Genomic DNA, 19,393 nt, shown 5'->3' on the forward strand with positions numbered 1-19,393 from the left:
TTAATTTAATTTTCTATGTTATTTTCGTCTAAATCAGTATCAATAGTTGTGCCATCGTCTGGAGTTCCAGTGTTTTCAACACCTTCTTCAGTTGCTTCAACTTCATCTTCATCGTGCATTACCTTTGCTACAGCAGCTATGGAATCATTATTTTTAAGGTTAATTAATTTAACGCCTTGAGTGGCTCTACCCATAACCCTTAAATCTTTCACCGCTAACCTAATGGCGATGCCAGACTTATTGATAATCATTAAATCATCACTATCTGTAACACTTTTTATAGCTACTAATTTACCTGTTTTTTCTGTAATAGAAATAGTTTTTACACCTTTTCCACCACGATTGGTAATTCTATATACTGGCTCTCCGTCTTCCGGATCATCAATATAGGTGCGTTTTCCATAACCATTTTCAGAAACTACTAACACAGATTCTTCTTGAGGGTTTTCAATAGTAACCATACCAATTACTTCATCATTTTTATCGGCTAGAGTTATACCCCTAACACCAGATGCACTACGTCCCATTGGGCGTGTTTTGGCTTCTTCAAAACGGATGGCTTTACCAGATTTAAGTGCTAACATTACTTGGCTGTTTCCAGTTGTTAAACGTGCTTCTAATAAAATATCATCTTCTTTGATAGTAATGGCGTTAATACCATTAGTTCTTGGACGTGAATATTGCTCTAAAGAAGTCTTTTTAACCTGACCTTGCTTGGTTGCCATAATAACATAATGACTGTTAATATAGTCCTCATCTTTAAGGTCTTGTGTACAAATAAATGCTTTGACGGCATCATCTTGTTCGATATTTATCAAGTTTTGAATAGCGCGCCCTTTAGATGTTTTGCTGCCCTCTGGTATTTCGTAAACACGCATCCAGAAACATTTTCCTTTTTGGGTGAAGAACAACATGTATTGGTGGTTGGTACCCACAAATAAATGTTCTAAGAAATCTTCGTTTCTTGTGGTCGAAGCTTTTTGACCAACCCCTCCTCTATTTTGGGTTTTGTATTCCGATAATGATGTACGCTTGATATACCCCGCATGAGAAATGGTAATAACCACTTTCTCGTCGGCAATCATATCTTCAATACTTAAATCACCACCAGCATATTCAATGGTTGAACGACGCTCATCACCATATTTTTCCCTTACAACAGTCAACTCATCTTTAATGATTTCCATACGACGCTCTTTTTTATCTAAGATGTCTTTTAAGTCGATAATAAGTTTCATGATGTCTTCGTATTCTGAACGCAGTTTATCCTGCTCTAAGCCTGTAAGTTGACGCAAACGCATCTCTACAATAGCTCTAGCTTGAATTTCTGAAAGTTCGAAACGTTTTATTAAGTTTTCTCTAGCTTCATCAGCATTTGCCGATGCTCTAATAATAGCAATAACTTCATCAATATTATCAGATGCAATAATCAATCCTTCTAATATATGGGCACGTTCTTCAGCTTTACGCAATTCATAAGTTGTACGTCTTACAACAACATCATGCCTATGCTCAACAAAATAATGAATTAACTCCTTTAAATTTAAAAGTTGCGGACGCCCATTTACAAGTGCAATATTATTTACACTGAAAGATGATTGTAACGCTGTGTATTTGTATAGTTTATTAAGAACGATGTTTGGTATGGCATCGCGTTTTAATACGTAAACAATACGCATTCCGTTTCTATCGGATTCATCACGAATGGTAGCAATACCCTCCAGTTTCTTTTCATTTACCAAATCAGCAGTTTTTTTAATCATTTCTGCTTTATTGATTTGGTAAGGTATTTCGGTCACAATAATACACTCACGCCCTTGAACTTCTTCTATATTGGCTTTTCCGCGTATTACAATACGACCTCTACCGGTTTGGAATGCTTCTTTTACACCATCATATCCATAAATAGTACCTCCTGTTGGGAAATCTGGTGCTTTAACGTGTTTAATTAACTCTTCTATTTCTATATCGTTATTTTCAATATAGGCAATTGTTCCATTTACAACCTCGGTTAAATTATGAGGCGGCATGTTGGTTGCCATACCTACTGCTATACCAGAAGCACCATTAACCAAAAGCCCAGGAATACGGGTCGGTAAAACGGTTGGTTCTTGTAAAGTATCGTCAAAATTCAGTTTATGGTCAACGGTTTCTTTGTCTATATCCGCCAACATATCTTCCGATATTTTACGCATACGCGCCTCGGTATAACGCATTGCCGCAGGACTATCGCCATCTATAGAGCCAAAGTTTCCTTGGCCATCAATTAACATATATCTTAAACTCCATTCTTGAGCCATACGTACCATGGCATCGTAAACCGATGTATCGCCATGTGGGTGGTATTTACCTAAAACCTCTCCAACTATTCTTGCCGATTTTTTGTGGGCACCTGTTGCTCTAACTCCCAATTCGTGCATACCAAAAAGCACACGTCTGTGAACTGGTTTCAATCCATCTCTTACATCTGGTAAAGCACGTGACACAATGACTGACATTGAATAATCAATGTAAGCCGTTTTCATCTCATCTTCAATATTAATAGGGATCAATTTTTCTCCTTCTGCCATAAATAATTTAATTAAGTTTTATGAGTTTTTCAAAACATGCTAATATACGTATTTCGATACTTATGAAAAGGTATAATGTGCCATTTTTTCGTGTTTTTTATTAACAATTATACATGCTTTTTTCGTTAATAAATATGCTATGCAAAATTTTGATTTTATAAAGATTTTTTCGTCAATTAGCAACTTTCATATGTAAATATGAATTGTTTTTTTAAAAGACATATGGTATCGCTTTATTCTCATTGGTGTTTTTTTTCAAAAAACTTCTTGTTAATGGCGATTTCACACATTTTAAGGTATAGTTTTTGCCGTTAGTAAAATGTTTTAGTATTTTTAATGCAGAAAGGAACTAACTATGGATGATAATTTTTCCCCAAGAGTAAAAGATGTAATTGCTTATAGCAAAGAGGAAGCATTGCGTTTAGGTCACGATTTTATCGGGACAGAACACTTAATGCTTGGACTTTTACGCGATGGCGATGGCAAGGCTATAAATATTTTAAATGCCCTAGATGTAGATTTGAACCACTTAAGAAGAAAGGTTGAGATACTAAGTCCGGCAAACCCAAATATGTCAGCAGCTGCAAACCAAAAAAAAAACTTGCATCTTACAAGACAAGCAGAACGTGCTTTAAAAACAACATTTCTAGAGGCTAAACTGTTTCAAAGTACCTCTATAAATACGGCACATTTACTGCTGTGTATTTTAAGAAATGAAAACGACCCCACTACCAAGCTTTTAAATAAGCTTAAAGTTGACTACGACAATGTTAAAGAACAATTCAAATTTATGATAACAAACGACAGCGATTATATAGAACCAAAAGCAGAATCTTTTCAAGATGATGATTCCCATACGGAAGATGATGCTTCAAAAGATATTTTCAATTCACCAACAGGCAAAACCAACAAGAAATCCAAAACCCCGGTTTTAGATAATTTTGGACGCGATTTAACTGCTTTGGCAGAAGAAGGCAAGTTAGACCCTGTAGTTGGTAGAGAAAAAGAAATTGAGCGTGTTTCTCAAATTTTAAGTAGAAGAAAGAAAAACAACCCGCTTTTAATTGGCGAACCTGGTGTTGGTAAATCGGCCATTGCGGAAGGTTTAGCACTTCGTATTGTAAAACGAAAAGTATCAAGAATACTTTTTGGGAAACGTGTTGTAACTTTAGATTTAGCAAGTTTAGTTGCTGGAACTAAATACCGTGGGCAGTTTGAAGAGCGCATGAAAGCCGTTATGAACGAGCTTGAAAAGAATGATGATGTTATTTTATTTATAGACGAAATCCATACCATTGTTGGTGCTGGTGGCGCAACGGGGAGTTTAGATGCTTCAAACATGTTTAAACCTGCATTGGCACGTGGTGAAATACAATGTATTGGTGCTACCACTTTAGATGAATACCGCCAGTATATTGAAAAAGATGGTGCTTTAGAGCGTCGTTTTCAAAAGGTCATTGTAGAACCAACAACGGTTTCAGAAACTATTGAAATTCTTAACAATATAAAAGCTAAATACGAAGAACACCATAATGTTGATTACACACCCGAAGCTATTGAAGCTTGCGTGAAATTAACAAGCAGGTATATGACCGAGCGGTTTTTACCAGACAAAGCTATTGATGCTTTGGATGAAGCTGGTTCACGTGTACACATCACTAATATTGAAGTGCCAAAGCAAATTATTGAACTTGAAAAACAACTAGAAACGGTAAAAGAAACCAAAAATTCGGTTGTTAAGAAGCAAAAATATGAAGAAGCGGCAAAACTAAGAGATGATGAAAAACGCATTGAAAAAGAATTAGCCATTGCACAGGAAAAATGGGAAGAAGACACCAAACAACACCGTGAAATTGTTACCGAAGATAATGTAGCCGACGTGGTTTCGATGATGACCGGTATTCCTGTAAACAGAATTGCTCAGACTGAAATCAATAAATTGGCAGAATTACCTAACCTTATTAAAGGTAAAGTTATTGGTCAAGACGACGCCGTTGCCAAGGTAGTAAAAGCCATTCAACGTAACCGCGCCGGACTTAAAGACCCGAACAAACCCATTGGTTCGTTTATCTTTTTAGGTCAAACAGGTGTTGGTAAAACACAATTGGCCAAAGTATTGTCTCGCGAATTGTTTGATAGCGAAGATTCCCTTGTTAGAATAGACATGAGTGAATACATGGAAAAATTCGCTATTTCTAGATTAATTGGTGCACCTCCAGGATACGTTGGCTACGAAGAAGGTGGTCAATTAACCGAAAAAGTAAGACGTAAACCTTATGCGGTTATTCTTTTAGATGAAATTGAAAAAGCGCATCCAGACGTATTTAATATGCTACTTCAAGTGCTTGACGATGGCTATTTAACAGATAGTTTAGGTAGAAAAATTGATTTTAGAAATACCATCATCATTATGACTTCAAACATTGGAGCGCGTAAACTTAAAGATTTTGGTACAGGAATTGGTTTTGGAACCGCTTCGCAAAAAGCACAAGAAGATGCCAATGCAAAAAGCGTTATTGAAAATGCACTAAAAAAATCATTCGCACCAGAGTTTTTAAATAGAATTGATGATGTGGTGGTATTCAATCCTTTAGAAAAAGAAGATATCAACAAAATTATTGATATTGAACTAGGCAAACTGCTTCTAAGAATTAAAGATTTAGGCTATAATTTAAAACTTAGTGACAAAGCAAAAGATTATATCGCCGACAAAGGATTTGATAAGCAATACGGTGCAAGACCTTTAAAGCGAGCCATTCAAAAATATGTTGAAGATGCTTTAGCTGAAGAAATTATCACTTCACATGTTACAGAAGGTGACAGCATTAATATTGATTTAGATGAGAAAACTCAAGAACTAAGTATCAGTATTGAAAAGGCCGAAAAGCCAGCGGAATCTTAAAAAATTGTTCTTTAATATTAAAAAAACTCGAAAATAATTTTCGAGTTTTTTTATGTCTCTATTTTTCTCAAAATATTAAATAGGGATCGAATACGAATTTTTAATTTCTCCCATAACAAATGTACTATGTGCACTTCCTATGTTCTGTAAACTTCCCAAATGGTTTAAAACAAAGTTTTGATAGGACTTCATATCACTTACCAATATTTTTAGAAAAAAATCATAATCTCCAGAAATGTTATAACATTCGGTTACTTCTTCTAAAGAAAGAATATCTTTTACAAATTGGTTACCTATCTCCCTAGTATGTTCTTTCAACCTAATGTTGCAAAAAACCATCAATCCTCTATTCAATTTTTCAGCATCTAAAACAGCTACATAGTTTTTAATATAGCCACCTTTCTCTAATTTTTTTACCCGTTCAAAAACAGGAGTAGTTGATAAATTTACCTTAGCAGCCAACTCTTTGGTTGTAAAGTTAGATCTAGATTGTAATAATTTCAAAAGGCGTATATCTATTTCATCTATAGACGTCACAGAATTATTATCTATTGAGCGTATCATTTCCATAATTTAAAAGATTAAACAACTAAAATAATATTCAAAATTAGTTAATACTTCTAAATAAATTCCATTTTTACAATACTTTATTCTTTATATATAATTTTGGACAGATAATAAACCTATAATACATTATGAAAACTACCATTTTAGGGTATCCAAGAATTGGAAGCCAACGCGAACTTAAAAGAGCTAATGAAGCATTCTGGTCTGGAAAAATTGATAAAGAAGAGTTATTAAAAACAGCTTCGGAATTAAAAAAACAAAATTGGATACAACAACAGGAATTTGGAATTGATTTAATTCCTTCCAACGATTTTTCTTTTTACGACCAAGTTCTAGATGCTTGCCTAACTTTTGGATGCATCCCCAAACGTTACAAGGATTTTGACAAAACCAATTCTCTAGAGTTATACTTCGCTATGGCACGCGGGCATCAAAAAGATACTAAAGATGTTACCGCTATGGAAATGACCAAATGGTTTGACACCAACTACCACTATATAGTGCCTGAATTTGAAAAAAATCAACACTTTGAATTCTTCTCTAAAAAAGTTGTTGAAGAATATAAAGAAGCATTGGCTTTAGGTATCAAAACGAAACCCGTTTTAATTGGCCCTGTAACGTTTTTATTGTTAGGAAAAGAAAAAGAAACAGGGTTTCATCGACTTGATTTATTAGACAAACTACTTCCTGTTTATTATAAAATTATAACAGAACTAACAAATTTAGGTGTTGAATACATCCAATTTGACGAACCTTGTTTAGCACTTAATCTTTCGGAAAAAGAGCGAGAAGCTATAACTACTACTTACAAGACAATTCATAATAAATTCCCAAAATTAAAAATATATCTAGCCAATTATTTTGACTGTTACGGTGAAAATTTAAATACGGTACTTCAACTTCCTGTTGACACATTGCATTTAGATTTGATAAGATGCCCTTCGCAGTTAGACGATATTCTAGAATCCAAACATTACAATCCTTTAACAAAACTAGCATTAGGACTTATAGATGGCAGAAACATTTGGAAAAACGATTTTGAAGCATCTTTAAAAGTCATTAAAAAAGCTACTGAAAAAATCAATCCTGATAACTTATGGATTTCAGCATCGTGTTCGCTGTTGCATACACCTTACGATTTAGATTTAGAAATCAATTTACCAAACGAAATAAAGCAATGGCTTGCCTTTGCTAAACAGAAGTTAGAGGAAATAGCTACACTTAAAGCACTATCTTCTCCTGATAACGAAAGCTATCTTTCGCTTTTTGAAGAGAACAAACTAGCAAACCTAAATCGGAAAAACTCCAAACTCATTCATAACCAAAAAGTAAAAGAGCGCATATCTAACTTAAAAGAAGCCGATAGCCATAGAGAAAACAATTTTTCACTTAGGCAAGCGAAACAAAAAGTAGCACTGAAATTACCATTGTACCCAACGACAACTATTGGATCTTTTCCTCAAACCAAAGAAGTTAGAAGCTGGCGATTAAAATATAAAAAAGGCCTTCTATCACAAAACGACTATGATGCTTTAATAGCTAAAGAAATAGAAGACTCTATTCGTTTTCAAGAAGAAATAGGCTTAGATGTGCTTGTTCATGGCGAATTTGAACGCAATGATATGGTTGAATATTTTGGAGAAAAACTAAACGGATTTGCTTTTAGCGACTATGGTTGGGTACAAAGCTACGGTAGCCGATGCGTAAAACCACCTATTTTATTTGGCGATGTGTCTCGTGAAAAACCCATGACAATCAAATGGTCTGGTTATGCACAAAGCTTAACCAATATTCCTGTAAAAGGCATGTTAACGGGACCGGTAACGATATTGCAGTGGTCATTTGTTAGAAACGATCAGCCCAGAGCAACTACTTGCAACCAAATAGCTTTGGCCATTAGAGATGAAGTTGTTGATCTTGAAAAAAATGGTTTAAAAATTATTCAAATAGACGAACCTGCTATTCGAGAAGGTTTACCTCTAAGAAAAGAAGATTGGCAGCACTATTTAAATTGGGCAGTTAAGGCATTTAGAATTTCGGCAAGTGGTGTAAATGATGAAACACAAATTCATACACATATGTGCTATTCTGAATTTAATGATATTATTTCAAATATCGCCGATATGGATGCCGACGTCATCACTATTGAAACCTCCCGATCTGAAATGGAATTATTAAATGCCTTCGTAAACTTCAAATATCCTAATGAAATCGGCCCTGGTGTTTATGATATTCATTCTCCTAGAGTACCATCATTAGAAGAAATTGAGACCTTGTTAATGAAAGCTAAAAATGTTTTACCAACGCAACATATTTGGGTAAACCCCGATTGTGGTTTAAAAACCAGAGATTGGCCAGAAACAAAAGAGGCTTTAAAAAACTTGGTTAAAGCAGCTAAAAATATGAGAAAAAGAGAATTGAAATTAATTTAGATTAAACAGAAAGCTTAAATCCTAATTCATTTAATAATTAGGATTTAAGCTTCTATATTTTTCTTAGGAACTCTAAATAATATAATTCCTGCTAAGAAAATAAAAACAGAATACCATTTCGCATACTACCTTAATTTAATAAATAGATGTGAAAATAATCACGCCTATAACAATTAAAATCATTGTGATATTTTATGGAACTCGTTTTTTTAAAAATAGGTTACATCAAAACTACCCTCTGTAATTTCATAACTTGTTCCCGTACTTAAAAAAGGGCTCGCAGTAAACTGAAAGGTAGCTACTATACGTTTTTTAGCTTTATCGTGGCTAGATATTTTTAACGTTCCTTTACCTGTATTAATATCACTCATCGACCTATTATACAAAGCCGAAGGTGTACCAAAAGTATTAAATGTATACTCTCCTGGTAATATGTTCCCATCTAAATTAAATCCAATAGTTTGAAGGTTGTCTTTAGTTGCAGAAATTCCAATAGTAGAAACGCCATTAAGGGTTTGAAATATACCTGCAATAAGATTTTCCTTAAATTCAACACCGTCAACTTTGGCAAAAAAGGTATTATTATTAGTATTTCCTCCTCCTAAACTTGCTTCAAAAGAAACATTTGTAAAAACACCTTTAGTAAATTCTTTTGCTTTAGATATTGACGCATTAGTTCCTGTAAAATAAAATGTGCCAGAAATAGTTTTATCAGTTTCATTTATGCCTGTTATATTTATCTCTCCTTGCGGTATGTTTGCTTGAGAGAAAGCAACCCAGCTACCAGATCCCGTATTATTAGCTTCACTATATGCAGCTGCATTTGTTTCTAATGAATTATTGGTAACTCCTAAGGCATGTCTCCCTAATGAAGGATTAAATACCGTTAAAGTTAAAACTTCTCCAGAATTCCCTCTAAAACCTGAAATATTTAAAACATCATTTAATAAAGTAGCTTGTACGTTATCGGCTTCATAGGTTAGTCCATCAAAATCAACTTTAAAAACACCTTGGTTTTTATTGCTTGTGGCCTCAGGAATTTCCCCTTCATAAGGTTCGATATTACAAGATGTGATTAAAACTGTAAATAATAAAACAAAAGCAGATAATACGATTCTATATAATTTCATAAATAATAAATTAATTTTTACAAACATAAATATTTAATATTAATTTTCATACGTTTTAGGCACTCTAAATAACAAAACAATACCTGCCAAAAAGAATAAAAACAAAAACAGAATGCCATTTCGCATACTACCCGTTATTTGGTCGATTGACGCAAAAATAACCATACCAATTACAATCCCTATTTTTTCAGCTACATCATAAAAGCTAAAATATGATGTGGTATCTTCGGTTTCTGGTAAAAACTTAGAATAAGTAGATCTTGCCAATGCTTGAATACCTCCCATAACCAATCCTACCAAAGACGCTGCGATGTAAAACTGAACAGGAGTTTCCATGAAGTAAGCATAAAAACATAAACTCATCCAGATGAAATTAACAAAAATCAATGTTTTTATGTTTCCAAATTTTTCAGAAGCTCTGGATGTTAAAATCGCTCCAATAACCGCTACCAACTGTATAATTAATATGCTAACTATAAGTCCTGTGGTTTTTTCACCATCACCACCCCAAGCTATTTCTTCTTCTCCAAAATAAACCGCTACCAACATAATGGTTTGAACCGCCATACTAAATACAAAAAAAGCATACAAATAACGTTTCAACCTTAAATTTTGTTTTAATTGTAACCAAACCAATCGTAATTCTTTCAACCCGTTAAAAACAATGGCTGTAGTAACTTTATGACCCGAAGAAGTTCCTTTAGGTAAAAAATAAAATGAATATTGACTAAATAACGCCCACCACAGTCCTACGGTTATAAATGAATAACGCATCATCTGCATTTTAGAGGCACCATCATCTTGACTCATCACCATTGCTAAATTTACGATAAGTAAAATAACGCTTCCTATATAACCAAGTGAAAAGCCTTTAGCACTCACTTTGTCTTGTTGTTCTGGAAAAGCAATGTCTGGCAAATAGGAATTATAAAAAACCAAACTTCCCCAGTAGCCTATCAATCCCATAAAATAAAAAACCAAACTCAAATGAATTCTTTCGGGAGTTATATCAAACCAATACAACCCAATACATCCTACACTTCCAACGTAACAAAAGAATTTTAAAAAGTTCTTTTTATTACCTACATAATCGGCAATACCAGAAAGTATAGGTGATGTAACAGCTACAACCAAAAAAGTAAATGCAGTAACAAAGGTTATTAATGCAGTGCTTTTAAAATCCATTCCAAAAGCATGTACCATTTTTATTTCACTTAAAAATAATGCGGAATAAAATATGGGGAATATAGATGATGCAATAGTTAAAGTATAAACCGAATTAGCCCAATCGTAAAACGCCCACGCATTTAAAAGTTTTTTACTTCCTTTTTCAAGTTGTTCCATAATAAAAAAAGCTGCCCTTTATATGAGCAGCTTCAAAGTAAACAAATATTTTTGAATTCTATCTTACCATATTATTACTTAAATGAAGTCACCCCAAATTTAGCTGCTTCCGCTTTGGCTTTAGGTGCTAATGCCGTAAGATTTGCAATTCTTGAATCGTTAGAAGGGTGTGTACTTAACAACTCAGGTGGCGCTTGTCCATTACTTTGTGTACTCATACGTTTCCAAAGTTCTGCCGCTTCGTCCGGATTGTAACCTGCTATTGCCATAATATACAATCCAATTTTATCAGCTTCGGTTTCATGCGCTCTACTAAAAGGCAACATAACCCCTACTTGTGAACCAATACCATAATACTGGTTAAAAGCATTTCTAGATTCCTCATCCTTAATAGCTACGTTTCCGGCAATGGCAACACCTTGTTGCACATAAGCAGCGCTCATACGCTGTTGTCCATGATTTGCCAGAGCATGAGCAACTTCATGCCCCATTATGGCTGCTAAACCTGTTTCTCCTTTTGCAATTGGCAAAATACCCGTGTAAACTACAATTTTTCCTCCAGGCATACACCAAGCATTAACTGCTTTATCGTCTACTAAATTATACTCCCATTTATAATCATTTAAATATCCAGTATAACCATTTGCATTTAACCAACGTTCAGCCGCCACTGCAATTTTTTGTCCTACCCTTGTTACCATAGCTGCATCGGATGTTCCTTTAATAACCTTATTTTCAGCTAAAAACTGATCATATTGAGCAAAAGCTGTTGGGAACAACTGAGAATTTGGCACTATTGCCATGGTTTTCTTTCCTGTAAACGGGTTTGTAGCACACGCTGAAATCAATCCCGCCGTACCTAATATTATAAATGCATTTTTCAGTTTCATCTTTATTGTTTTTTATTTCGATATAAAAATACAAAAATTGTGCCTTTAGTTTTTTACACTATTTTATATTTATTTTCTATAACTAACATTTCTATAGCAATGTTATGTTTTCTAATTAATTTCGACCTACTAAAAAAAGATTATGAAGCAATTAATAATTTTATGCCTTTCATTAATAGTTTTTAGTTGTAAAGGAAACGCTCAAAAAGAAACAAAGCAAACCTATAAGATTACTAAAACGGATGCCGAATGGAAAGCTCAGTTATCGGATATGGAATATTATGTACTTAGAAAAGCAGGAACCGAACGCCCTTTTTCCAGTCCTTTAAACAAAAACTACAAAAAAGGCACTTACGTTTGTGCCGCTTGTGAAACGCCTTTGTTTAAAAGTGAGCATAAGTTTGATTCTGGTACGGGTTGGCCTAGTTTTGATAGAGAAATAAAAGGCAATGTGGCTTTTGGTAAAGACAACGATTTGGGATACTCGCGTGATGAAGAACATTGTGCTACCTGCGGCGGCCATTTAGGACATGTTTTTAATGACGGACCCAAAAACACTACGGGTAAAAGACATTGTATAAATGGTGTGGCATTAAAGTTTATTCCAGAATAATAAACTCTAAAAATCCCAAAAAGCAAATCCCAAATTCTAACTTAATTCTATCAAAAAAACAGCTTTAGCAACTAGTTTTGTGTAACTTAGTTCTTGAAACTTGAATACTATGGAAAACTATTTAGTAAGTGTTATCAAACAATTTGAATACTATAAAAGTTTAGGTGATAAAACTTTCAATCAATTAACTTTTGAAGAAATTCAATGGCAAAGTAATGAAGACTCGAACTCTATCTCCATTATAGTAAAGCATATTGTTGGCAATATGTTAAGCCGGTGGACTCATTTTTTAACCGAAGATGGCGAAAAAACATGGAGACATCGTGATGCGGAATTTAAAGACACTTATACTTCTTTTGAAGATTTAATAGCCTCTTGGGAAAGTGGTTGGGCTTGTTTATTTTCTGCTTTAAAATCTTTAAAAAGTGAAGATTTAGAGCGCATCATTTATATAAGAAACCAAGGGCATACCGTTACCGAAGCCTTAAACAGACAATTGGCACATTATCCATACCACATTGGGCAAATTGTTTTTTTAGGAAAACTTTTAAAAGGTAATCAATGGCAATCGCTTTCTATACCTAAAGGAAATTCATCAAAATATAACGAAGAAAAATTTAGCAAAGCAAAAGAAAGACGACACTTTACGGATAATTTGTAAAAAAGTTTCTAAGATTCAAAGTCGCAAAGTTACTAAGCTGATTTAATTGTTTTAACTTTTTAGTTTCTTCTTAAAAGGTCTTATAATCAAACGGGCTTCTCTATCAAAACGGATATAATTATACACCCAATTTATAAAAACCACCATGCGGTTTCTAAAACCAATTAGGAAAAACAGGTGTACAAACATCCAAACATACCACGCAAAAACACCCTGAAATTTGAATTTAGGTAAGTCTACCACTGCCTTATTGCGCCCAATAGTGGCCATGACTCCTTTATCTTTATAAACAAAAGGTTGCATTGGTTTTTCCTCTATCAATCGAACCATGTTTTCACCCAATTGTTTCCCCTGTTGAATAGCGGGTTGTGCCATCATGGGCAATCCGTTTGGGAATTCTTCGGTAGCCATACAAGCAATATCACCTATCGCAAAAACATTGTTAAAACCTTTAACTTGATTGAATTCGTTTACCAAAAGTCGTTCGCCCTTAGTCACAAATTCGCCAGCATCCATACCTTTAATAGCAGCTCCTTTTACACCTGCTGCCCAAACTAAAGTGGCTGTTTCAAAAGTTAAATCGGTATTGGTAGTCACTGTTTTACCATCGTAATTGATAACGCGCACATTTTTCCAAACATTCACTCCCAATTTTTCCAGAAAATCTTCGGCTTTTTCAGATGCCTTATCACTCATCCCTTTCAAAATACAATCGCTGGATTGGATGATATGAATTTGAGCCAAACGTGTATCCAAATCGGGGTAATCTTTTGGTAAAATGCCTTTTTTAATTTCAGCCAAAGCACCCGCAAGCTCTACACCTGTTGGGCCACCGCCAACTATTACAAAATTCATTAAGGAGTTACGCTCGTTCAAATCGGAAGTTAATAACGCTTCTTCAAAATTTTCTAAAATAAGGCTTCTTAAATTTAAAGATTCCGGTATGGTTTTCATGGCCATACTGTGCTTTTCAATTTCAGAATTACCAAAATAATTGGTTTCGGCACCTGAAGCAATCACCAAATAATCGAATTTAAGTTTGCCAATATCAGTGAGTACTTTATTTTCAACCGTATTAATTTCTTCAACATTTGCCAACCTGAAGTGGAAATTGGGGAAATCTTTAAGTATTTTTCGAATAGGATACGCAATGGAATCCGGCTCCAAACCACCTGTAGACACCTGATATAGAAGTGGTTGAAATGTGTGATAATTATTTTTATCTAACAAAACCACTTGTACTTCTTGCTTTGATAACTTTTTTGCCAACGAAACGCCTGCAAAACCACCTCCAATAATTATAACTCGAGGATCACTTGTTAAAGGTATATTCATATTCCTATTCTTAAAAACAAAGGTAATAAAAGATATAAATTTATAGACTTCTAAATTCTTTATTCAAATTAGGTTTCGTAAATTCGTAGCCTGATATTAACCGATTAAAAAAATCTCATGAGTAAATACGATATTATTGTTCTTGGAAGTGGTCCAGGTGGTTATGTTACAGCCATTAGAGCATCACAGTTAGGTTTTAAAACTGCTATTGTAGAAAAAGAAAATCTTGGTGGTGTATGTTTAAATTGGGGATGCATCCCTACAAAAGCCTTATTAAAATCTGCCCAAGTATTTGAATATCTTAAGCATGCAGGCGATTATGGTTTATCTGTTAAAGAATATGATAAAGATTTTAACGCCGTAGTTGGTCGTAGCCGTGGTGTAGCCGATGGTATGAGCAAAGGTGTTCAATTCTTGATGAAGAAAAATAAAATTGATGTTATTAATGGCTACGGAAAAATTAAACCGGGCAAAAAAGTAGATGTTGACGGAACCGAATACAGTGCCGACCACATTATTATTGCTACTGGTGCACGCTCTCGCGAATTACCAAGTTTACCACAAGACGGTAAAAAAGTTATTGGATACAGAGAAGCCATGAGTTTAGACAAACAACCTAAAAAAATGATTGTTGTTGGTTCTGGAGCTATTGGTGTTGAGTTTGCTTACTTCTACAACTCTATGGGAACTGAAGTTACTATTGTAGAATTTTTACCAAATGTGGTACCTGTTGAAGATGAAGATGTATCAAAACAATTAGAAAAATCGTTTAAGAAAAGCGGTATCAATATCATGACGTCGGCTGAAGTTACTAAAGTTGATACTTCTGGAAATGGCGTTAAAGCTACTGTAAAAACCAAAGACGGTGAACAAGTTTTAGAAGCTGATATTATTTTAAGTGCCGTTGGAATTAAAACTAACATTGAAAACATTGGTTTGGAAGATGTAGGTATTGTTGTAGACCGCGATAAAATATTAGTTGATAAATTTTACCAAACAAATATGCCTGGATACTATGCCATTGGCGATGTAACTCCAGGGCAAGCATTAGCACACGTTGCTTCGGCTGAAGGTATTTTATGTGTTGAAAAAATTGCAGGAATGCATGTGGAATCCTTAGATTACGGAAACATACCAGGTTGTACTTACTGTACTCCAGAAATTGCAAGTGTTGGTTTAACTGAAAAACAAGCAAAAGAAAAAGGAATCGATATTAAAGTTGGTAAATTCCCATTCTCTGCCTCTGGAAAAGCGAGTGCTGGTGGTAACAAAGATGGTTTTGTAAAAGTTATTTTTGATGCTAAATATGGCGAATGGTTAGGTTGCCACATGATTGGTGCCGGTGTTACCGACATGATAGCCGAAGCTGTTTTAGGCAGAAAACTTGAAACTACAGGACACGAAGTATTAAAAGCAGTACACCCTCACCCTACCATGAGTGAAGCAGTTATGGAAGCTGTTGCAGCTGCTTATGATGAAGTTATTCATTTGTAGAATGTTTTTCTTATGAATATATTCGTGAAGAATTTTATTGTTCTTAGCTTTTTATTAATTGCTTTTAAAAGTATTTCACAAGAAAAAAAAAGTGTTATTAAAACCGACATTGGTAGCATTTCTGAATACAACTTTTATCAATTATCTTATGAATTTAATATTAAAAAAAATAATTCTATGGAGGTTGGTGCGGGATATGGTTCAGAATCCGGAATAAATATTTTTGGTTTAAGTATTCAATCGAGATACTATCTTTCAAAAACATCACCCAGTGGCTTCCATATAGGACCAAGAGTTTTAGTTATTTATGCGGAGTCCAAGGAAAGAAGTGTTTTTACAAGATCAAAAGAAAATGCTTTTGGTTTTGAAATTGACGGCATTGTTGGATACCAATTTTTGATTGAGGACTTAATCACACTTGATCCCTATATTGGGGGTGGATTAGCTACAGTTAACAATCAAACAACTACAGGGTTTATATGGGGAATTACATTAGGGATAGCCTTTTAAAGAAAGCTTTGAATAGCCAACTCGTAACTCTGCAAACCAAAGCCAAGAATAACGCCTTTGGCATTTGGTGAAATATACGATTGATGCCTAAACTCTTCCCTTCCAAATGTATTTGAAATATGAACTTCTACAACAGGAGTTTCAATGCCTTTTATAGCATCACCTATACCAATAGAGGTGTGGGTGTATGCTCCGGCGTTTAAAATAATACCATCAAAACTAAAACCAACTTCGTGTAATTTATCAATTAGAACACCTTCAATATTAGATTGAAAATAATCTATGTGAGCTTTTGGATATTTATCTTTAATCGCTTCTAAAAACTCGGTAAACGTTAAACTACCGTAAATGGCCGGTTCTCGTTTACCCAATAAATTCAAATTTGGCCCGTTGATGATGATTAGTTTTTTCATGACGTAAATATATTAAAATTTGGACATAAAAAAACCGAAGGTATTAGCTTCGGTTTTATAAAAAATACTTTTTAAATTAAAAATGTAAAGCAAAACCAATACGTACTTCAAAAATACTCTCATCTGTAAAGTCTTCGTTTAAAGAATGACTATATCTCAAACCTGGTTCTATACTTACATTTTCACCTAAAAAGATAGCATAGCCTCCTTGCAATCCTAACCATAATGGGTTTTCATCAAAATCTTTTATACTAGCACCATTAAAATCAATTTGAACAGGTACTTTACTCATGATATAATATTTAGCACCAAGCTTATACGAAAATACTGAATCACCATCGTAATCCGTATAACCTAAACCTGCTTTAATAGCTAAGTCATCCATTACAAAATAACCAGCCTCAGCTCCTAAAGACCAAATAGTCATTCCATCAACAGACACTAATCCAAAACCTGTATTTGACGTGTGTTGTAAAAGCCCTATTTCCCCACCACCTGCAGAAAAACCTGTATTAGCTTCTATTAACCATTTTCCTTTAGAAGTTTGACCTCCTGTAGCTGCTTCTTGAGCATTTATTTGTGATAATCCTAAAACTGCAATGGCAGCACTTAATAATAATTTTTTCATAATAAATTTAGTTTAATTGGTTTATAATTATCCGGCAAACATAAAACGAAGATTCAAATTAAACAAGAAAAATTTTACTTATAATAGCGATTTTTTCTGTCTTTAATACATCATAATCGGTAAAACACCCCATTTAAACCTGATAGTGAATGTTTTGCAAATAAAAAACCGAAGGTGTTAGCTTCGGTTTTTAACTATATTTTTATTTAAATTAGAATTTGTACCCTATACCAACAAAAAATCCACTAAGCTTTAAAGAGACATCATCAGGAGCATCTTCAATCAAATTAGCAAGACCTAAATTATATCTTGCTTCAATTAAGAAATTTTCAGATATGTCATATGAAATACCTGCTTCTAGACCAAAATTAAATGAGTTCACACCTTCTTCAGTATCAAGTAAAATACCTAAAGCAGGACCTGCCAATACATTAAATTCTTCCGAAACTGGAAATTTAGCCATAAGCGGAATAGCTATTTGGTCAAGATCTTCAACTGATACATATAGTATTTCTGGTTGAAAAATGAACGATTCAGAAATTCCTATCTCAGCAAAAACACCAACATAAAATCCCGTTTCTGAAGTTGAAGCATTATCGCCATCAACCTTGAACTTCAAAGAAGCAAAATCAGCACCAGCTTTTAGCCCAAAGTTAACATCTTGTGCATTAACATTACACATTACGAATACTGCAATTACAGCACTTAAAAATAATTTTTTCATAATTTAAATTGTTTTAATTGGTTAATACACAAATTAAATGCTTTTTTGTTTATAATTTTAAAATAATACAAGCATTGTCAACAACTTTATTAACATAAATACATAAAATGCTAATAATCAAATTTTTAAAAAAAATGTTATTAACAATTTATAAGTAAAATACGTATAACTACGTATACCTTTTACCCAACAAAAACTAAAAATTTACGTTATTTTTACACTTATATAACGAGTTAACTATAAATATTAGAGAACACACGAACAGATGAAATGGCAAAACGCACTAAAAGATTATCAATTATATTTAAAGATAGAACGTGGTTTGTCTAAAAATTCCATTGACAATTATAGTCTTGATGTGAAAAAGCTGATTGGTTATTTGGAAACGAATACCATTAACGAATCGCCCATTTCAATCAAAACCGAAACCATCCAACAATTTATTTATGAAACAGCAAAAACAGTTAACACCCGTTCCCAATCGCGTTTAATATCTGGATTGCGAAGTTTTTTTAGTTATTTGGTGTTTGAAGATTATATCAGCATCAACCCGCTTGAATTGATTGAATCACCTAAAATTGGCAGAAAATTACCCGACACACTTTCGGAAGGAGAAATTGACAAACTTATTAACGCCATCGATTTAAGCAAACCCGAAGGCGAACGCAACAGGGCCATGTTAGAAACTTTATATGGCTGTGGTTTACGGGTAAGCGAACTCATAAACCTTAAAATTTCAGATTTATTTTTTGATGAAGGCTTTATAAAAGTAACCGGTAAAGGCGACAAACAACGTTTTGTACCCATCATAGATATTACCCAAAAATACATCAATATTTATAGAACTGAAATTCGGAATCATGTTTCTATTAAGGCTGGATTTGAGGACACCTTGTTTTTAAACCGTAGAGGAAAACAACTTACCAGAGCTATGGTCTTTACCATTATTAAACAATTGGCCGATAAAATAGGGCTTAAAAAAAGTATTTCACCTCATACATTCAGACATTCATTTGCTACGCATCTTTTACAAAATAATGCCGACTTGAGATCTATTCAACTTATGCTGGGTCATGAAAGCATTACCACTACCGAAATTTATGTGCATTTAGATAAAAGCCATTTAACAAAAGTTGTGGAGAAGTATCATCCGAGAAGGTAGTTTTACTTTAGGCTTTAG

General features: G+C 33.9%; 16 protein-coding genes. 7 read left to right on the plus strand and 9 right to left on the minus strand.

Annotated features, from left to right (window positions below):
- Positions 1-5: 5 nt before the first annotated feature.
- A complete protein-coding gene (gene gyrA, locus ACGK9U_RS05965) occupies positions 6-2,570 on the minus strand; it encodes a DNA gyrase subunit A (RefSeq protein ID WP_394465453.1) in 2,565 nt (854 codons plus the stop codon).
- A 355-nt stretch (positions 2,571-2,925) separates the two neighbouring features.
- Here gyrA and ACGK9U_RS05970 point away from each other — a divergent pair, with 355 nt between their 5' ends.
- Positions 2,926-5,472 (plus strand): ATP-dependent Clp protease ATP-binding subunit, encoded by a 2,547-nt coding sequence (locus ACGK9U_RS05970; protein WP_394465454.1) that lies wholly within the window; start codon positions 2,926-2,928, stop codon positions 5,470-5,472.
- Between the two features lie 75 nt (positions 5,473-5,547).
- On the opposite strand, the gene ACGK9U_RS05975 is transcribed toward ACGK9U_RS05970, so the two are convergent.
- Positions 5,548-6,042, minus strand: a complete 495-nt coding sequence (locus ACGK9U_RS05975; RefSeq protein WP_394465455.1) for an Lrp/AsnC family transcriptional regulator — start codon at positions 6,040-6,042, stop codon at positions 5,548-5,550.
- A 125-nt stretch (positions 6,043-6,167) separates the two neighbouring features.
- On the opposite strand from ACGK9U_RS05975, the gene metE reads away from it, so the two are divergent.
- Positions 6,168-8,471 carry a 5-methyltetrahydropteroyltriglutamate--homocysteine S-methyltransferase gene (metE, locus tag ACGK9U_RS05980; protein ID WP_394465456.1) on the plus strand — a complete coding sequence of 768 codons (2,304 nt, stop codon included), beginning with the start codon at positions 6,168-6,170 and terminating at the stop codon, positions 8,469-8,471.
- Positions 8,472-8,680: 209 nt separating this feature from the next.
- Here the strand turns inward: metE and ACGK9U_RS05985 are convergent, their stop codons facing one another.
- The 3 genes from ACGK9U_RS05985 to ACGK9U_RS05995 form a co-directional block, all read right to left on the minus strand.
- Positions 8,681-9,601 (minus strand): DUF6252 family protein, encoded by a 921-nt coding sequence (locus ACGK9U_RS05985; protein ID WP_394465457.1) that lies wholly within the window; start codon positions 9,599-9,601, stop codon positions 8,681-8,683.
- A 39-nt stretch (positions 9,602-9,640) separates the two neighbouring features.
- Complete coding sequence (locus tag ACGK9U_RS05990; RefSeq protein WP_394465458.1) at positions 9,641-10,945, minus strand: MFS transporter; 1,305 nt, start codon at positions 10,943-10,945, stop codon at positions 9,641-9,643.
- Between the two features lie 74 nt (positions 10,946-11,019).
- The gene (locus tag ACGK9U_RS05995; protein WP_394465459.1) at positions 11,020-11,835 is read right to left on the minus strand and encodes a M48 family metallopeptidase; all 816 of its coding nucleotides are present in this window, start codon (positions 11,833-11,835) and stop codon (positions 11,020-11,022) included.
- 142 nt (positions 11,836-11,977) lie between these two features.
- Here ACGK9U_RS05995 and msrB point away from each other — a divergent pair, with 142 nt between their 5' ends.
- The gene (gene msrB / locus ACGK9U_RS06000) at positions 11,978-12,448 is read left to right on the plus strand and encodes a peptide-methionine (R)-S-oxide reductase MsrB (RefSeq protein WP_394465460.1); all 471 of its coding nucleotides are present in this window, start codon (positions 11,978-11,980) and stop codon (positions 12,446-12,448) included.
- A 109-nt stretch (positions 12,449-12,557) separates the two neighbouring features.
- Entirely contained in the window at positions 12,558-13,109 is a 552-nt protein-coding gene (locus ACGK9U_RS06005) for a DUF1572 family protein (RefSeq protein ID WP_394465461.1), read from the plus strand.
- A 51-nt stretch (positions 13,110-13,160) separates the two neighbouring features.
- On the opposite strand, the gene ACGK9U_RS06010 is transcribed toward ACGK9U_RS06005, so the two are convergent.
- A complete protein-coding gene (locus tag ACGK9U_RS06010; RefSeq protein ID WP_394465462.1) occupies positions 13,161-14,444 on the minus strand; it encodes an NAD(P)/FAD-dependent oxidoreductase in 1,284 nt (427 codons plus the stop codon).
- A 117-nt stretch (positions 14,445-14,561) separates the two neighbouring features.
- Here ACGK9U_RS06010 and lpdA point away from each other — a divergent pair, with 117 nt between their 5' ends.
- Positions 14,562-15,938 carry a dihydrolipoyl dehydrogenase gene (gene lpdA, locus ACGK9U_RS06015; RefSeq protein WP_394465463.1) on the plus strand — a complete coding sequence of 459 codons (1,377 nt, stop codon included), beginning with the start codon at positions 14,562-14,564 and terminating at the stop codon, positions 15,936-15,938.
- Between the two features lie 24 nt (positions 15,939-15,962).
- Positions 15,963-16,448: a DUF3575 domain-containing protein gene (locus ACGK9U_RS06020; protein ID WP_394465464.1), complete on the plus strand. Its 486-nt coding sequence runs from the start codon at positions 15,963-15,965 to the stop codon at positions 16,446-16,448.
- Here ACGK9U_RS06020 and aroQ read toward each other — a convergent pair.
- The 3 genes from aroQ to ACGK9U_RS06035 form a co-directional block, all read right to left on the minus strand.
- Positions 16,445-16,861, minus strand: a complete 417-nt coding sequence (gene aroQ, locus ACGK9U_RS06025; RefSeq protein ID WP_394465465.1) for a type II 3-dehydroquinate dehydratase — start codon at positions 16,859-16,861, stop codon at positions 16,445-16,447. The two genes, ACGK9U_RS06020 and aroQ, sit on opposite strands and share 4 nt — an antisense overlap.
- 76 nt (positions 16,862-16,937) lie before the next feature.
- Positions 16,938-17,489, minus strand: a complete 552-nt coding sequence (locus ACGK9U_RS06030) for a hypothetical protein (RefSeq protein ID WP_394465466.1) — start codon at positions 17,487-17,489, stop codon at positions 16,938-16,940.
- 211 nt (positions 17,490-17,700) lie between these two features.
- Entirely contained in the window at positions 17,701-18,213 is a 513-nt protein-coding gene (locus tag ACGK9U_RS06035; protein ID WP_394465467.1) for a porin family protein, read from the minus strand.
- A gap of 265 nt (positions 18,214-18,478) precedes the next feature.
- Here ACGK9U_RS06035 and xerD point away from each other — a divergent pair, with 265 nt between their 5' ends.
- Positions 18,479-19,375, plus strand: a complete 897-nt coding sequence (gene xerD / locus ACGK9U_RS06040; protein WP_394465468.1) for a site-specific tyrosine recombinase XerD — start codon at positions 18,479-18,481, stop codon at positions 19,373-19,375.
- The last annotated feature ends 18 nt before the right edge of the window (positions 19,376-19,393 follow it).

Origin of the sequence: Mariniflexile sp. HNIBRBA6329, from assembly GCF_043558645.1 — a bacterium.
Lineage (GTDB): Bacteria > Bacteroidota > Bacteroidia > Flavobacteriales > Flavobacteriaceae > Mariniflexile.

Coding starts and splice junctions, on each gene's coding strand:
- ACGK9U_RS06035 (WP_394465467.1), bottom strand. CDS start 18,213: ATGAAAAAATTATTTTTAAGTGCTGTAATTGCAGTATTCGTAATGTGT.
- ACGK9U_RS05985 (WP_394465457.1), bottom strand. CDS start 9,601: ATGAAATTATATAGAATCGTATTATCTGCTTTTGTTTTATTATTTACA.
- gyrA (WP_394465453.1), bottom strand. CDS start 2,570: ATGGCAGAAGGAGAAAAATTGATCCCTATTAATATTGAAGATGAGATG.
- xerD (WP_394465468.1), top strand. CDS start 18,479: ATGAAATGGCAAAACGCACTAAAAGATTATCAATTATATTTAAAGATA.
- lpdA (WP_394465463.1), top strand. CDS start 14,562: ATGAGTAAATACGATATTATTGTTCTTGGAAGTGGTCCAGGTGGTTAT.
- ACGK9U_RS05970 (WP_394465454.1), top strand. CDS start 2,926: ATGGATGATAATTTTTCCCCAAGAGTAAAAGATGTAATTGCTTATAGC.
- metE (WP_394465456.1), top strand. CDS start 6,168: ATGAAAACTACCATTTTAGGGTATCCAAGAATTGGAAGCCAACGCGAA.
- ACGK9U_RS06030 (WP_394465466.1), bottom strand. CDS start 17,489: ATGAAAAAATTATTATTAAGTGCTGCCATTGCAGTTTTAGGATTATCA.
- msrB (WP_394465460.1), top strand. CDS start 11,978: ATGAAGCAATTAATAATTTTATGCCTTTCATTAATAGTTTTTAGTTGT.
- ACGK9U_RS06010 (WP_394465462.1), bottom strand. CDS start 14,444: ATGAATATACCTTTAACAAGTGATCCTCGAGTTATAATTATTGGAGGT.
- ACGK9U_RS05975 (WP_394465455.1), bottom strand. CDS start 6,042: ATGGAAATGATACGCTCAATAGATAATAATTCTGTGACGTCTATAGAT.
- ACGK9U_RS06005 (WP_394465461.1), top strand. CDS start 12,558: ATGGAAAACTATTTAGTAAGTGTTATCAAACAATTTGAATACTATAAA.
- ACGK9U_RS05995 (WP_394465459.1), bottom strand. CDS start 11,835: ATGAAACTGAAAAATGCATTTATAATATTAGGTACGGCGGGATTGATT.
- ACGK9U_RS05990 (WP_394465458.1), bottom strand. CDS start 10,945: ATGGAACAACTTGAAAAAGGAAGTAAAAAACTTTTAAATGCGTGGGCG.
- aroQ (WP_394465465.1), bottom strand. CDS start 16,861: ATGAAAAAACTAATCATCATCAACGGGCCAAATTTGAATTTATTGGGT.